Origin of the sequence: Bacillus sp. ms-22, assembly GCF_009759805.1 — a bacterium.
GTDB classification, from domain to species: Bacteria; Bacillota; Bacilli; order Bacillales; family Bacillaceae; genus Bacillus; species Bacillus xiamenensis.
This window is the reverse complement of record NZ_CP046653.1, coordinates 2106026-2122535: the sequence shown is the minus strand read 5'-3', so window position 1 is coordinate 2122535 and position 16510 is coordinate 2106026. Positions and strand designations below refer to the sequence as shown.

Below are 16510 nucleotides of genomic sequence, written 5' to 3'. Positions count from 1 at the left end.
TATGCTAAAGCGGGCGATTGTCACGATTACAGCTCCACCCGAATAGAATAAAGAGAGAAGAGCGAGAGGTGAATACGTTGGAGCGAGCTGTCACATATAAAAACAACGGCCAAATCAATATTATACTTAATGGACAGAAACAAGTATTGGTTGATGCAGATTCCGAGGCAGAATATCTGGAAGCTCTGCAAAAAAATGAGGCGAAACACAGCATCCTGCGGGAAATCGAGCGTGAAATGAACAGCCTTGTCGGTATGGATGAAATGAAACGAAACATAAAAGAGATTTATGCCTGGATTTTTGTCAATCAAAAAAGGCAGGAACAAGGATTAAAGGTAGGGAAACAAGCGCTTCATATGATGTTCAAAGGAAATCCCGGCACAGGAAAAACAACGGTGGCAAGGCTTGTCGGTAAGCTTTTCTTTGAAATGAATGTTCTCTCAAAAGGGCACTTAATTGAAGCCGAACGAGGAGATCTTGTCGGAGAATACATTGGGCATACGGCTCAAAAAACAAGAGACTTAATTAAAAAGTCACTAGGCGGCATTTTGTTCATCGACGAAGCCTATTCTCTTGCCCGCGGAGGAGAGAAGGATTTTGGAAAAGAAGCGATTGATACCCTTGTGAAACATATGGAGGATAAGCAGCATGAATTCATTCTCATCCTTGCCGGTTACTCCAAGGAAATGGATCATTTTCTCTCTTTAAACCCAGGTCTGCAATCGAGATTTCCAATCAATATCAACTTCCCTGATTATACGGTCGATCAGCTTATGGATATTGCGAAACGAATGATGGCCGATAGGGAATATGTCTTTACCCAAGATGCAGAATGGAAGCTGCGGGACTATTTAATGCACATTAAGAGCACAACAAGTCCAGCAAAATTCAGCAACGGCCGTTTTGTGCGAAACACCATTGAAAAGGCCATTCGAACTCAGGCGATGAGGCTGCTGCTTGTGGATCATTATGATAAAAAAGATCTACTTACGATTAAAAGCCATGACCTGCAAATGAAAGAGGATACGCCTTCTTAAAATGGCGTATCCTTTTTGTAAAGAGACGCGAAAATAAACCTTCCGAATAGTGGTATACGTGAGATGTGTTTGGTATGATGGTACTACTGAAAACTTAAGTACAGAAAGGAAACAACTGACGTTGAATGAACATGAAATGATCGAAAAAGCGATCCTTGTCGGCTGTCAATTGCCGCATATAACGGATGAACGCTTTCAATATTCTATGGAAGAATTAGCTTCCTTAACCAAAACAGCTGGCGGTGAAGCTGTCAACGTAATGACGCAAAAAAGAAATAGACAGGACAGCGCGACTTACATCGGGAAAGGGAAAGTGGAAGAGCTTGAAGTGCTTTGCGACGAGTTAGCCTGTGATGTCATTATTTTTAACGACGAGCTTTCACCGAGTCAGCTAAAAGCATTGGCGACTGCACTAGATGTGAAAATTATTGATCGTACGCAATTGATTTTAGACATTTTTGCTAAAAGAGCCCGTACAAGAGAGGGGAAGCTGCAAATTGAGCTTGCCCAGCTTCAGTATGCCTTGCCGAGACTGAGTGGACAAGGGATCAGTCTTTCAAGACAAGGAGGCGGAATTGGTGCAAGAGGTCCAGGTGAAACAAAACTTGAAACAGACAGACGTCATATTCGAAACCGCATTCACGACATTCACAGGCAGCTATCTGCAGTCAAAGAACACCGCACGAGATACCGGGAACGACGGAAGAAAAATGGGGTGTTCCAAATTGCCATTGTCGGCTATACCAATGCCGGAAAATCCACTTTGTTTAACCAGTTAACAGATGCTGATAGTCATGAAGAAGATTTACTGTTTGCAACGCTTGATCCGATGACACGTAAAATGACATTGGAATCTGGCTACAGTGTGCTGATTTCAGATACAGTTGGTTTTATTCAAGACCTTCCAACCACACTCATTGCAGCCTTTCGTTCCACCCTTGAAGAGGTGAAAGAGGCAGACTATTTGCTTCATGTGATCGATTCTTCTAATGAGGATTATGAAGGGCACGAACGAACGGTTCATGAGCTTTTAGAAGAATTAGAAGCAGACCGTATTCCGATGCTGACTGTTTATAACAAACAAGATCAAATCAGACCGGATTTTATTCCTTCTTCAAAGCAGCGCCATGTTTTAATCAGCGCGAGACGCGAGGAAGATGTGAAGCGGTTAAAAGCAGAGATCATGGCTGAGTTGAAAAAAGACTTTTTAACACCGTATCATGTGAAGATTCCAGCATATGAAGGGAAGCTTATATCTGCATTAAAGTCAGAAACCCTCGTGGAATCACTGGAATTTCAAAAAGAAGCAGAGCTTTATGACATCACCGGATTTAGTGGTGAGGAGCAGACCATATTAGGTCAAATCAAAAAGTATATGTTGTAGGAAAGGAATTAAATCACGATGTTTCACACTTTAAAACACGGCACCATTTTAGAAAAAATAGCAGCAGAAGCAGAACAAGAAATTTCACTCGTACATCAGCAAATAGATCAAAGAAGTGAACAAAACGAGTGGCGGGTTCTTGAAAGCTATCGGAAACATCAAGTCAGTGACTCTCATTTTAACCCGACAACTGGCTATGGCTACGATGATATGGGGAGAGACACGTTAGAAAAGATCTATGCGGAAGTATTCGGAGCGGAAAGCGGTCTCGTACGCCCGCAAATCATTTCCGGAACACACGCCATTTCCATCGCCTTATTTGGTGTGCTCAGACCTGGCGATGAATTGATCTACATGACAGGGAAACCGTACGATACCCTAGAAGAGATTGTCGGGATTCGTGGGAAAAAAGGGACAGGCTCATTAAAAGACTTCCAGATTGATTACAAAGCCATTGATTTGCGACAAGATGGATCAGTGGACTTCGACAAAGTCAAAGAGTCTATTTCCTCTAAAACAAAAGTCATCGGCATCCAGCGTTCAAAAGGCTATGCTTCAAGACCATCCTTTACAATAGAAGAAATTGAACAAATGATTTCATTTGTGAAAGACATCAATGAGGACATCATTGTGTTTGTTGACAACTGTTATGGTGAATTTACTGAATTACAAGAGCCGTGCCATGTGGGCGCAGACCTTATGGCAGGTTCGCTCATTAAAAACCCAGGCGGCGGCCTTGCCAAAACAGGCGGCTATATTGTCGGAAAAGAAAAATGGGTAGAAGCTTGCTCTTATCGAATGACATCTCCAGGCATCGGAAGTGAAGCGGGTGCATCGCTCTATGCGCTCCAGGAAATGTATCAAGGATTTTTCTTAGCGCCGCATGTCGTTGCCCAAAGCTTAAAAGGCGCCGTGTTTACGGCTCGTTTTCTTGAAAAGCTCGGGTTCCAAACAAACCCGGCGTGGAATGCGAAAAGAACCGACTTGATTCAATCTGTAGAATTTGGAGACCCTAAAAAAATGATTGCCTTCTGTCAGGCCATTCAATACGCATCTCCGATTAACAGTCATGTCACACCGCATGCGAGCTATATGCCAGGCTATGAGGATGATGTCATTATGGCGGCGGGCACATTTGTCCAAGGAGCCAGTATCGAATTATCAGCCGATGGCCCAATCAGACCGCCTTATACGGCCTATGTTCAAGGCGGACTCACCTATGCCCATGTGAAAAATGCGATTTGCAGTGCGGTAGATGCCTTATTGGAGCAAGGTTTTATTGAAGTCCCTGCTCGATAAAAAAATCCATGTTAATATTCCTAACATTTCGTTGACACATAATATAACATGACATATAATAAATTTAAGCAAAGAGGAGGAGAGAGTTGAGATGAGTGATAATATTCGCCGCTCAATGCCTTTATTCCCAATTGGGATTGTCATGCAGCTAACAGAATTATCTGCAAGACAAATTCGCTATTATGAGGAAAATGGTTTAGTATTTCCAGCAAGAAGTGACGGAAATCGCCGATTATTTTCTTTCCATGATGTTGATAAATTACTAGAAATTAAAAACCTCATCGAACAAGGTGTAAACATGGCAGGAATCAAAAAACTTTTTGCCAAAGCTGAGGCAGAGAATCCATCGTCTGAAACAAAGAAAGAGGAGAAAACCACAGCGAAGCACAACTTGACAGATGATGAACTCAGGAAGCTACTGAAGAAGGAACTCATTCAGGCTGGACGTTTCCAACAAGGAACAACCTTTAGGCAGGGGGATATGTCAAGGTTCTTCCGTTAACCAATTAGCAAAAGCATTGCTATACACATTTTACCTTTTGTAGGGGAGGAGTTTTACGAAATGGCAAAGTACACAAGAGAAGATATCGTAAAATTAGTAAATGAGGAAAACGTAAAGTACATCCGTCTGCAATTTACAGACATTCTCGGAACAATTAAAAATGTTGAGATTCCTGTGAGCCAGTTAGAAAAAGCTCTCGATAACAAATGTATGTTTGACGGTTCATCTATTGAAGGGTTCGTACGTATTGAAGAATCAGATATGTACCTATATCCAGACCTCAACACATTTGTTATTTTCCCTTGGACAGCAGAAAAAGGTAAAGTTGCACGCTTTATTTGTGACATTTATAAGCCGGACGGTACACCATTTGATGGAGACCCTCGTAACAACTTAAAGCGTATCTTAAAGGAAATGGAAGAACTAGGATTTAGTGATTTCAACCTTGGACCTGAGCCAGAATTCTTCTTATTTAAATTAGACGAAAAAGGCGAGCCAACGCTCGAACTAAACGATAAAGGTGGATACTTCGACCTTGCACCAACAGATTTAGGTGAAAACTGCCGCCGTGATATCGTGCTTGAGCTTGAAGAAATGGGCTTTGAAATTGAAGCATCTCACCACGAAGTAGCACCTGGACAACACGAAATTGATTTCAAATATGCAGGCGCGATCCGTTCTTGTGATGACATTCAAACGTTCAAGCTTGTTGTGAAAACCATTGCTAGAAAACACGGTCTTCATGCGACATTCATGCCAAAACCATTGTTCGGTGTAAACGGATCAGGTATGCACTGTAACCTATCATTATTCAAAGATGGCAAAAACGCATTCTTTGATGAAAAAGCAGATTTACAATTAAGCGAGACTGCTAGACACTTTATCGCGGGTATCGTCAAGCACGCAACAAGCTTTACAGCTGTTACAAACCCAACGGTGAACTCTTACAAGCGTCTTGTGCCTGGTTATGAAGCACCTTGCTATGTGGCGTGGAGTGCACAAAACCGCAGCCCATTGATCCGTATTCCAGCATCACGCGGCATCAGCACACGTGTAGAAGTGCGCAGCGTAGACCCATCTGCAAACCCATACCTTGCACTAAGCGTATTACTTGCAGCAGGTCTAGACGGAATCAAAAACAAACTAGACGCACCAGCGCCAATCGACAGAAACATCTATGTCATGGACAAAGAAGAGCGCCTTGAAAACGGCATCGCTGACCTACCTGCAACACTTGCAGAAGCACTTGAGCTGCTGAAGTCAAACGAAGTCATGATCAACGCACTAGGCGATCACCTCTTCGAGCACTTCATCGAATCAAAAGAAATCGAATGGGATATGTTCCGCACCCAAGTACACCCATGGGAACGCGATCAGTATATGTCTCAGTATTAATAGAGGAACCCCTTGGAGCCATTGGCTTCAGGGGGATTTTATTTTTGTGGGTGTTTCTAATATTTCAAAATGAAGAAGCCGCCACCCACAATTCACCCACAAAAAAAGATAAAAAAATCACTCCATTATCTTGGAGATATACTCTTCATACTTATTCTTTGAATCTGTGTCTATTTTTTCTTGTATGAGGTCCAAGCCAACGAAGCTGTACCGATGCAGAAAGATGAGAAGCAGCTGCTAATGATTAGATTCCCTTCTAAGTGTGAAAAACGATTCTGACGGGAATGATCAAAAAGATTAGGAAGACGGGGCTGCATAAGGTGGCACGCAAACGATCAAGACGATGGTTCCTGCTTTATCGCATAGAGGGTAGATAATGCGTCTATCTCGATGAACAATTCATTATAACACGAGGCCTTGTGGATGAATAATCTTTATAAGCATATAGACTCTAACATTTCAATTGATCAGCTTTTTAAAAAAGGAGAAGTTAAAGTTATTATCCTAGATGGTCATTCCAACAATGTGGTGTTGGCTGAAATCCCAATGTACGGTAGAACCGAGATCACTACACGTGACGGCCAGTTCACAAATTTAAATTATACAAGTTCTCACAGAATAGATATTTAGCAGATAGAGTTCCCTAATTACTTGAAAAAATCTAAAAAATGCCGATTCAATAAAGAAGAATATTGAAAAGGTGTGTATTTATGGAGTATTTTGGATTTCTCGAAAAAATGGGGATACCAAGAAATTTGGCTGCTGCAATAATAGTGTTATTAATTATTTTCAAATTAATAAGACCTATTAATTTATTATCATCAAGTATCTTTGAACAAAAGTTGTTAACTAAAGATATGGTTATACTATTATTAAGTATTAAATATCTTGGACAGACTTTATGGTGGGTATTGATTAATCTGTCTATACTTTATACTTTTGGTGTACCGTCCTGGACTGGGGATCCAAATTTATCTCCCATGATAGGATCAATTTTTTTCGCAATTGGTGCTCCAATTTTCACTATAATTTATGTTATAAACAGTCAATCCTCTTCAAAACTTAATCGGTTTGGGGTAAGAGTATTATTAGCAATACTGTTCATGGTTTGCTTATTGTGCTATTATTTTCCGTTGAATGGAACAGTTGTAACAAATGTATTCGTAGAAAATCCAATTGGAAAATTAGCAATTATAATAGGATGTATGACCGTTCTATGTCTCCCTATACCAGCATTAATGAAGCAAATTTCAAAGTTTTTATATTGGACAAAAGAAAAGTATATACTCGTTTCTGACATTGATTTAGCTAATGAACAAAATATTCTTGAAAGTGATTTAAATAGAAAATATTGGTATGTACTACACGCTATAAACAAAGAATTAATTTTATTAGGAAATAATCCTAAGCCAAAGTTATGTACAGAAACAAAAATTATCAAGTTAGAAGACTTGTGCAATATAAAAATGTCGATTGAAGAGGTCGATCAAGATTCTACAAACGATGATTCTACTAACGATAGTACTACAAATAATAATTCAATTATATAATTAAACAGTCTGCTTATAAGATTTTTTTGGAAACTTTCGACTGCACTTGGAATCATTTGAGTGCTGTTTTTGTATCTTTGTTCCTATTTAATGACAAACTTTGTGTTGGTAAAATTGACATTGTCAATGAATAGGAAGGAGTGAATTCTTCTGAGGAAGATACTTGATGCAAAAGCACTAACCAGTGCCATGGATACAAGGGCAAAACACTATCAGGAACTCCGCGAACAAATGATAGATTTAAAAAAGGCATTACAAGGTGTTGCCAATCTCGGTGACGACTTCACTGGAAAAGGTGCCGATAACATTAAAAGCTTTTATAAAGAGCTAGCTGGAATTGTGGACATGTTTATTAGCTTCATAGATAAACAAAAAGCGTTCCATGAAGGTGTTTCTGGGACACTTGATGATACAAACTTTGGCGGCGATACCTTTGTAGAAGAACACTTTTTAGACAACGCAGTACATATGGGCACCAAGAATGCCAAAAGCATTGTAAAAGATCAAAAAAAGGCGCTCAAAACGATTTTTGAAGATATTGATGACCTCATTTCTCTGGAGGTATTTGATAGCCAAACCTTTGATGAAAAGATCGAAGATGCGGAAGACGAGCGAAAGAAAACGGTTAAAGATTTAATAGAACTTGATCAACATTTAAAAGATGAATATGCTTTGTCAGAGACTGAAGAGAAGGCTACAATGGCATTGTATGCAGAAATGATGAATGCCACGAATGACGGAAAATCCATTTCACCTATGAATTTTGACAAAAAAGCATTTCAAGATAGTGAAATCTACAAGGCGAAAAGCGATATTGAGAAGCAAACTGCAGAATATCTCAAAATCAAAAAAGAACAAGAAGAAGCCCGCGAGATCGCAAAGGAACAAGAAGCGCTCGCCAACCGTCCTTGGTATGAAAAAGCCCTCGATTATGGGGGAAACATTGTAAATGAGTTAACAGGTGTGAATGATGCAAAGCGAGCCGCAACAGGCATTGATCCAATCACAGGCGAAGAGCTCACGGCAGGCCAACGAGTCGCCGCAGGTGGCATGGCAGCGGCCGGCTACATCCCTATCGTCGGTTGGGCAGGACGCATTTTTAAAGGCGGGAAAGCCGTCTATAAAACCACCCAAGCCACGTCAGTCGCAGTCAGAGCAGTCGATATTTACAAGACGTCACAAAAGTCCTTTGATGCCTTAAAAACATCGCAAAAAGGTTTATACGGCATCACTGCAACCAATGGCTTCAGCGAAGCGATCACAGGCCGAGATATGTTTGGAAATAAGATCTCGAAAGAACAGCAGGAAGCGAGTATGAATGCGGTGCTGGGGATGCTTTTACCGTTTGGTGCAAAAGGGTTTCATGGTAAGATGGGAATCAAGAAAGGTGAGAAAAATCCTTTATCTCCAGGTAACGGATTAGCTACACATGAATCCAGAGGTGGGCACTTAATAGAGAGACATGTTGGGAAAACAGATGAAGAACTATTAGAGAGGCTGAAAAGTAATCCTAAAATCACGGGTTCTTCTACTTTTAACGATAGAATGACTGCAGAAAGAGTTGCTGATTCAGTTCTGGGTGATCCTAAGAGTGTTGATAAAATACAAAAGTGGTTATCCGACCCCAACAGTAGACCTACATTACCATTAAAATATAAGGGTGATGGAGAGGTAATTGGAAGAAGTGTTTCGAGAAATTCAGAAGTAGTTGAGAATGTTACAAATGCAAAAATTATACTGAAAAAAGATGAGAATGGCGGTTTTATTTTAACAGGATACCCTGTTAAATAGAAAGAAGGATGATAAAATGAATGAGAGTTACAGTTATTTAGAGGAGTTAGAAGATTTTTTAGGTGGGACATTTCATCAGGATATCGATTCACCAGAAGAAGCGTTAGAGGAGTTTATTCATGAAGCTACTAAAGAATGTCTGCTGTCTACTATAAAGGATTGTCAGGATTTTTTGAATGGTACTTTAACAATAGAAGAAAAAGAAAGCTTTATCGAAAATAATGCAGAAATCTATTTTCCGGCGATCTCATTAAATCCTCTACAGTGGTTTAATAAAATAGTAGAGGAAATGAAAGAAGCAGTGAAAATGAAGTAACAAAATGATCCTTGATCGGCCAATGCCTTTCAAGGTTTTTTGTGTTTATTGAACTTCATACCGATAAAAAGGGGGATAAAAAGGGGACCTTTTTTCCTAAGCGGATCATCGTATGATAGAGACAAGCAAAACGAACGTGAATATTTTGTCCAGAAGGAAGAACCTGCGGACGCTGATCATTGAGCACTTTAAGTGCCTTGATTGGTGTCCGCTTTTTTTATTGGGAGACGCGTCTTTCCCTTATCAATGGCGTATCTGGATACGGAACAAAGGTGTTGAGGAATGTGGCCATACGAGAGGGACATTCTGAGCCTGGATAGCAGCTGGTCTGCGGCGGCCGTATCGAGGACAGTTTTTCATTTTATTTGATGATTGACTGTACTTGGCATCCTCTCGGAGTGTAGTCATCATTTCAAAATCTATTTAAGCGAATAGCGTAAGGTGGTGCTTATTCGGCAAGGAGAGTATGAACATGAAGATCAGAGATTCTTTATCCGTAGAAACAACGAAGCAATTAAAGCGCATTGCTCCTGGTTCTAATCGACGAAAGAAGAAGAGCAATGCTGATCCGATAACGAAGGGAGATTGAGAAGAAATCATGGGAACGAGACGCGAAACGTATCAACGACAAGGCGGCCGTATCCGGAGGAAACGATGATTTGATGGGAACAGTCGTCTTTTGGGTGTATGGCTGCAGGTGCTTTGGTGAGGGATAGGAGCGCAAAAATAAAAAAAGGGAGATGATGAGCATGGCATCAAAATTTGGGAAGGATATGCATAAAGCAGATATTAATCAACAAACAGCATTCAAAAAGAGAATTAAAGAGAATCATGATAGTAAAAAAATAAAAATGCTTTTGGGTAGGATTGAAGATATGTTAGATAATCAGAAATCTTCTAATCACTTAACTACAGCCTTTTTTGGAATCGTGTCTTTTGGATTTGCAAGTTTAATGAATTATAGTATTAATCCAATAAAAGAAATACATGAAGCCGGGCCCTATTTTCTTATCATAGTTACACTTATTATTGTTCTTTTCTTTGGGGCAAGACTGTTTTGGATGAAAAAAAGAACTCAATGAATTGAGTCGTTATAAACGATTATTACAAGAATGTTTAGAAGAATTACCTGAAAAGAAAAGCAAAAGACGTTTCTTAAAATTAACAAATAAGTACCGAACACCTTAGGAGATAGGGTGTTTCTTTATTGGAGGTGATACACCATGAATAGCAAAACAATCCCCGTACATAAAATTAACCCTGCACTATATATCTGCAGCCATGAGATCTCGAGTACGATTCACTAAAACATCTATAGACAAATTCAGATACTCTTATCACTAGATTGGAATGAAAGGACAGGTCGCGACTTTCAATGGATTTCTGTACATTTCAGTGAAATCATTGTATTAAATAAGAAAGGGGGAGAAATTATTGAAAAATATTGTATTAGTTGGAAACGGAATAAATATTCAATTTGGTGGTGTTGAATACACAAATAGAAATATAATAGATAGGGCGATAAAAAATATTGAAGAAGGAAACTTTCCTGAAGATATTTATCCTTATGAAATAAAAGAATATTTTGAAAGACTCTATGCATTTAGTTCGAAAATAATAAGAGGTAAAATTCAAATACATGCAGGAAAAAGGGAAGAAGCAGAATTACGTAATTTTATACAAAGATATAGATTCCATAAAGGGAAACTGAGATACTACCAAATAGGTTTTGAAGACTATTTTATGCTTCATGAGTTTTTTTGTAGGTATAATCATATAACGAATCCAGAAAAATTCAATTTTCAAGAAGCACTTAAATGTTTTTTCCTGGATTCTATATATAATAATGGTGATATTATCGAATTGTTCAATTTATATCCAAAGGGATTAATAAATTGGTTTTCACAGTTTGATGAGATATTTACAACTAATTATGATAAAAATATAGAATTGTTAACAAATATGGAGGTTCACTATTTACATGGTGGTTTCCATATCAGAAAAGACATTTATGATGAAAATAGCTTTAGAAATAAATTATCTGACAGTCCCATTAGAGATTATAAAATTATAGAAGGGTATGATCACCTATACTCGAATGCGCTCTCAACGTATTCAGGTTCACTAAAAGAATTCTCGGGCACTATGAATGATTCAGCGAATAAAGCTATAACTAAATTTGTTCAAGCAATTGATGAAGATCCAAAAAGAATAAATGAAATTGCTCATTTTAAGGAATCAGATAATCAGTTGCTAAGAAACATGTATGAATCAATTATTTTGAAATTAAAGGATAAAAGCCTACAATTTAATGATTATTATCCATTTGATAAATTGAAGGCTAATTCAGGTGTTCTTACTATAATCGGGCTCTCTCCAAATAACGATTCACATATTTTAGATATGATCCTTAATAATAAAGAAATCATAAAAATAGTTTATTATTTTTATGAAGAATCAGAGGGTCAAACGATTGTTAATTATTTTCCTGAAAAAGAAGTGGAACTCAAAAATGTAAATGGTTTTTGGGATGAATTTTGTCAACAAAATTAGATAATTAAAAAACAAACTCAAACTTAATTCAGCAACTCGGAGGTGGGTGATATGTAATGGTTAGACCGCGCGATTCAAGAAGAGATGAGGCTTTTCGTCTTTGGAAAGAAAGCGATGCAACCCGCTTACTTAAAGACATTGCAGATGAGTTGGGTGTGACAAGCAGCACAGTCCGTAAATGGAAAGCGAACGATAAATGGGAAGACAAATTCAAAGGGAGCGCTCCTAAATTAAATAGGAGCGCTCCTTTACGTTCCGGCGCACCTAAAGGGAACAAAAACGCTAAAGGAAATAAAGGTGGTAAAGCGCCAACTGGTAACCAAAATGCTAAAGGTAATAGGGGCGGCGCAGCTCCAAAAGGAAATAAAAATTCTTTACGTACGGGTGAATATGAATCAATCATGTTCGATTACATGGACGACACAGAAAAGGAACTCTTTGAACAGATTGAGACAGATCCGCTCTATCAGATTGAATTGACCATACGTGAGCTTAGTATTCGAGAGCGGCGTATGATGCATAGGATCATGAAGTATGAAAATGGTTTAACCGATAATCAGCGACGTGTTCTTCAGCAACTTTGGAAGACAAAAGACGTTGCACCTTCGACAAATGAGAATGGTGTTGTCAAATACGTTCCGATTATCAACGAACGTCTTGTAGTCACTGAGGTGGAAGAAACTCAATTACCAGTAATTGACCGCATCCTTGAAATAGAGGAAGCATTGACGCGAGTTACAGACAAGCGTCTTAAAGCCATTAGGCAGAAACACGACATAATGAAAACTATGTCAGAACATGAATTGAGAATACGTGGTCTCTATCTTGCAAACCGAATGAGAGAAGCGGAGCTCGAGCGGATCACCGCTCGACCTGTTGATGACTCAGTACAGATCACGATAAAGCGGAAGAATAAAGGTGATGGCTGATGGTTCAAATGAAGGTGAGGGAAGTCAATCCACACTTTGAGGATTTTCTTTTTGATTGGAACCAGAAGTTTCAGTTCTTGGTGGGTGGTTACGAAGCTAATTCTGAAGCTGTTAGATGAAAAACGAACCGCTCTTGTGATTCGTGAAGTCTATGACACGCACAGAGATTCCACGTTTTCTTTATTTGAAGAGATCGTGAATGATCTTGGACTCGATCATGTTATTCAGTGCCGGACATCACCGCTCATGCTTAAATTTCATAACGGCAGCCGGATCATTTTCAAAGGGTTGGACAAGCCTGCCAAGCTCAAGTCGATTAACAACATCTCGATCATATGGATTGAAGAATGTTCAGAAGTGAAGTACGAGGGATTCAAGGAGCTGCTTGGTCGTTTGCGTCATCCAACGCTGCAGCTGCACATGATCCTATCGACGAACCCTGTCGGCCAGGATAACTGGACATACCGTCACTTCTTTAAGGACGATCAAAACAATCGTTTTATCTTGGATGATGAACAGTTATACAAAGAAAGAACTATCGTTATCAACGATACGTACTATCATCATTCTACAGCTGAAGACAACTTGTTCCTTCCGGTCAGCTATATTAAGCAGCTGGATGAACTAAAAGAATACGATCCCGACCTTTATCGCATAGCCCGAAAAGGTCATTTTGGCATAAATGGAATTCGTGTTCTTCCTCAATTCGAGGTGCAGCCGCATGAAAATGTTATGCTGGCCACCTCAAATATCAATCGGCCTTTACTTAGAGCGGGCATGGACTTTGGTTTCGTAGAGTCATATAACGCTTTGGTTCGACTGGCTGTCGATCACGAGAAGAAATATCTATACATCTATTGGGAGTATTATCAAAAGGGCACAACCGATGATGAAACTGTACAAGAGCTCATCGAATTTGCCAAAACAAAAGAGCTGATCAAAGCGGATGCAGCTGAACCGAAAACCATCGCATACTTCAGGAAGATGGGATACAACATGGTGGCCGCTCATAAGTTCCAAGGATCACGCTTGCAGTACACCAAGAAGATCAAGCGGTTCAAGAAAATCATATGTTCTGACTCATGCAAAAACACGATCTATGAGCTTCAGCCGCTCACGTACAAGACAGACAAGCGCGGCAATATCATAGAGGACGAGTTTCAGATTGACCCTCATACTTTTTCAGCCATCTGGTATGCGTTAGATGATTATGAGGTCACCGATCTGAAAGAACAGCCTAAAGAGCGGACACGTCCGAACAGAGATAGGAGGTCGATGAGAAGGCTATGACAAAACATGTGAAAGCTACTGTGTTTAAAGCAGACATCTCTCAAACTACGAAACAAATTCATGATGATAGTTTTAACTATGAGGCTGATGGATTGATCGAGCCGCCGTACAATATCACAGAGCTCAAACAAATAGCTGAGTATTCTACCATTCTTCAGCAATGCATCGATGCGTATAAAACAAACATTCTAGGTTTTGGCTTAGGAATTGAATATGTCTTTGATTTCAACGCTGAGGATGCACCAGAAGGAAAGAAAGGCGCTGCTGAAAAAGAATGGACGAGGCTTGAGGAACTTGTACGATACATGAACTATGATGAATCAGCCGAAGTGGTTCTAGGATATGTGATAGAAGATCGAGAGCGGACAGGGAATGGCTTTCTTGAAGTGTTACGTAATGGTACAGGGCAACCAGCTGGGATCGAGTATTTGGATGCTCAACACATGCGAATATGTAAGATAGGCGATCCTGTCGAAATTGACTTTAAATATACCGATCAGGGTCAAGTCAAATCTCTCAAAAGAATGAAGCGGTTCAGAAAGTATGTGCAGCAGGTCAACACTAAAAAAGTTTTCTTTAAGGAATACGGAGATCCAAGAACAATGAATGCATCTACAGGAGAATATAGCGAAAAAACCCCCCCTGAACTTGTAGCAAGCGAAGTCATTCACTTCAAGATCGGCAGCGGTACATATGGTGTTCCTCGCTGGATTGGTAACATCGTCAATATGTACGGAGCGCGAAAAGCTGAAGAGCTGAACTACCTGTACTTTAAACAAGGTCGTCATGTGCCGGCTGCAATTACTGTAGAGAATGGAATGCTATCTGAAGCATCATACCAACAGTTGCAAGAGTACATGAATGGCATCGAAGGTTCAGACAATGCACATAAATTCCTTTTGCTTGAAGTCGAAGGGATTCCTAAAAAGAAAAAGGACGAAGTAAGCAATGACGAAGACCCTGCACCTGTGAAAGTTGAAATAAAATCACTGGCGGAGATTCTTCAGGAGGATGCGCTGTTCCTTGAATATGATGAGAAGACGAGAAACAAGATACGTTCCTCATTCCGTCTGCCGCCGATCTACACAGGCGAATCACAGGACTATAACAAGGCGACAGCTGACACCGCTCGAAAAACGACAGAAGAACAGGTATTCCAGCCGGAGAGAATGATCATCACTGGCAAACTCAATACACTCTTTCTTCCTGATCTTGATCTCTGGCATGTGCGACTCATATTAAATGGTCCTGATTTTCGTGATCCGCTCGAAATTGCAAAGGTTCTTACACCGTTTATTCAAGCAGGAGCGGTTTCACCGAATGACCTGCGTGATCTGGCTGGCCGTATTCTTGGTAAGACACTTGAAGAATGGCCAGAGGAAGAATATCACCGACCGATTGAGACTAAGCCAAAGGTATCAAATAGCTTTCTTGATACGGTTCTTCAAAAGTCTGCAGGTTCCCAAGAAGATCTGATTCATCTCTTAAAAGATGTCAGGGATGAACTAGAGGAGATCCGCAAATGAGCAAGATCGATCAGCTGATAAAAAACATCAATACCTTTGTACAAAAAGCGGAGGCAGATGAGGTCGAGGAACTCAAAGCGGCAGTGGCTGATTTCCCTGAACTGGAGGATATCCCTTCTTTGGTGGAGGAATATGAGAAAACCATCGCTAGATTGTTCAGATTGCAGCGCAGGACGTTTTTAAATGCTCTGAATGGTTTTATATCCAAGGACGATTCGGAGACGTTAGAATCAATTCTAGCGTTCTTTCAAAATGACTTGTTTGCAGCTGATGAATTTGCGGAGCTATTTGGAAAAGAAACGGCCATTTTCTTGACGCTGACAGTCACGCAGCTGGCTGAGAAGATCATGCATTCCATCGATGCAGATATTCCATTCAAGGTGCTTTCTGAGAAAACTGAACAGTGGATTGAATCATGGTCACAGGAGTTGGCGCAGCTTATGCAGCTGAATACTCATACAGCCATTGAGCAAACGCTGAAAGAGGGTATAAAAGAAGGTCGCTCTATCCAAGAGATTGAACTGGAGCTGAAGGACCTTCCTGAATTCAGCCGCAAGCGCGCACGTGTGACGGCGGTCACAGAAGTGTTGACCGCTTCTTCCGTTGCTCAACATGAATCCTATGTCCAATCTCCAGCTGTGACGGCAAAGCGATGGAAGCACAGTGGCGGGAAGAAGAATCAGTCCAGAGAAAGTCATGTGCAGCTGGACGGCACGATCATTCCCCTCGATGAAGAATTTGAGATACCAGGAAGCGGAGAGCGGTGCATGTTTCCGAGAGATACACAAGCTCACGCCAAAAGAGCGAGTAAATTGTCATTGTGCGGTGGGTCCTGTGGTTGACCCAGTCATTTTAGGTTTGTCAGCTGAGGAAAAAGAAGAGATTAGAAGAAGAGTATTACAGAACATGGAATAAAATAGTATAATATCCTCATTACT

13 protein-coding genes and 2 pseudogenes are annotated in these 16510 nt (G+C 40.1%); all 15 read left to right on the top strand.

What is annotated here, in order from left to right:
• Positions 1-77 precede the first annotated feature (77 nt).
• The 15 genes and pseudogenes from spoVK to GPA07_RS11040 all read left to right on the top strand — a co-directional run bounded on the left by spoVK (position 78) and on the right by GPA07_RS11040 (position 16487).
• Positions 78-1037 (top strand): stage V sporulation protein K, encoded by a 960-nt coding sequence (gene spoVK / locus GPA07_RS11110; RefSeq protein WP_008360369.1) that lies wholly within the window; start codon positions 78-80, stop codon positions 1035-1037.
• A 121-nt stretch (positions 1038-1158) separates the two neighbouring features.
• Positions 1159-2421, top strand: a complete 1263-nt coding sequence (hflX, locus tag GPA07_RS11105; RefSeq protein ID WP_157292537.1) for a GTPase HflX — start codon at positions 1159-1161, stop codon at positions 2419-2421.
• Between the two features lie 18 nt (positions 2422-2439).
• Positions 2440-3720 carry a methionine gamma-lyase family protein gene (locus GPA07_RS11100; protein ID WP_008360365.1) on the top strand — a complete coding sequence of 427 codons (1281 nt, stop codon included), beginning with the start codon at positions 2440-2442 and terminating at the stop codon, positions 3718-3720.
• 91 nt (positions 3721-3811) lie between these two features.
• Positions 3812-4222, top strand: a complete 411-nt coding sequence (locus GPA07_RS11095) for a MerR family transcriptional regulator (protein ID WP_157292536.1) — start codon at positions 3812-3814, stop codon at positions 4220-4222.
• A gap of 60 nt (positions 4223-4282) precedes the next feature.
• Positions 4283-5617: a type I glutamate--ammonia ligase gene (glnA, locus tag GPA07_RS11090; protein WP_071169157.1), complete on the top strand. Its 1335-nt coding sequence runs from the start codon at positions 4283-4285 to the stop codon at positions 5615-5617.
• Positions 5618-6040: 423 nt separating this feature from the next.
• Positions 6041-6247, top strand: a complete 207-nt coding sequence (locus GPA07_RS18635; protein ID WP_008362239.1) for an XtrA/YqaO family protein — start codon at positions 6041-6043, stop codon at positions 6245-6247.
• 80 nt (positions 6248-6327) lie between these two features.
• Complete coding sequence (locus tag GPA07_RS11085; protein WP_157292535.1) at positions 6328-7167, top strand: hypothetical protein; 840 nt, start codon at positions 6328-6330, stop codon at positions 7165-7167.
• 189 nt (positions 7168-7356) lie between these two features.
• Positions 7357-8958: a ribonuclease YeeF family protein gene (locus tag GPA07_RS11080; RefSeq protein WP_232532043.1), complete on the top strand. Its 1602-nt coding sequence runs from the start codon at positions 7357-7359 to the stop codon at positions 8956-8958.
• 16 nt (positions 8959-8974) lie between these two features.
• Positions 8975-9274 carry a contact-dependent growth inhibition system immunity protein gene (locus GPA07_RS11075; RefSeq protein WP_008362337.1) on the top strand — a complete coding sequence of 100 codons (300 nt, stop codon included), beginning with the start codon at positions 8975-8977 and terminating at the stop codon, positions 9272-9274.
• A gap of 749 nt (positions 9275-10023) precedes the next feature.
• Positions 10024-10356, top strand: a complete 333-nt coding sequence (locus GPA07_RS11065; protein ID WP_157292534.1) for a hypothetical protein — start codon at positions 10024-10026, stop codon at positions 10354-10356.
• 352 nt (positions 10357-10708) lie between these two features.
• Positions 10709-11827 (top strand): hypothetical protein, encoded by a 1119-nt coding sequence (locus GPA07_RS11060; RefSeq protein WP_157292533.1) that lies wholly within the window; start codon positions 10709-10711, stop codon positions 11825-11827.
• Between the two features lie 56 nt (positions 11828-11883).
• Positions 11884-12756 carry a phage terminase small subunit gene (terS, locus tag GPA07_RS11055; protein WP_157292532.1) on the top strand — a complete coding sequence of 291 codons (873 nt, stop codon included), beginning with the start codon at positions 11884-11886 and terminating at the stop codon, positions 12754-12756.
• Between the two features lie 8 nt (positions 12757-12764).
• Positions 12765-14046 (top strand): annotated as a pseudogene (locus GPA07_RS11050) (PBSX family phage terminase large subunit).
• Entirely contained in the window at positions 14043-15572 is a 1530-nt protein-coding gene (locus tag GPA07_RS11045; protein WP_157292531.1) for a phage portal protein, read from the top strand. The pseudogene GPA07_RS11050 and the gene GPA07_RS11045 overlap by 4 nt, the downstream one beginning before the upstream one ends.
• Positions 15569-16487, top strand: a pseudogene (locus tag GPA07_RS11040) (phage minor head protein). Before GPA07_RS11045 ends, GPA07_RS11040 begins: the two are co-directional and overlap by 4 nt.
• Positions 16488-16510: the final 23 nt, after the last annotated feature.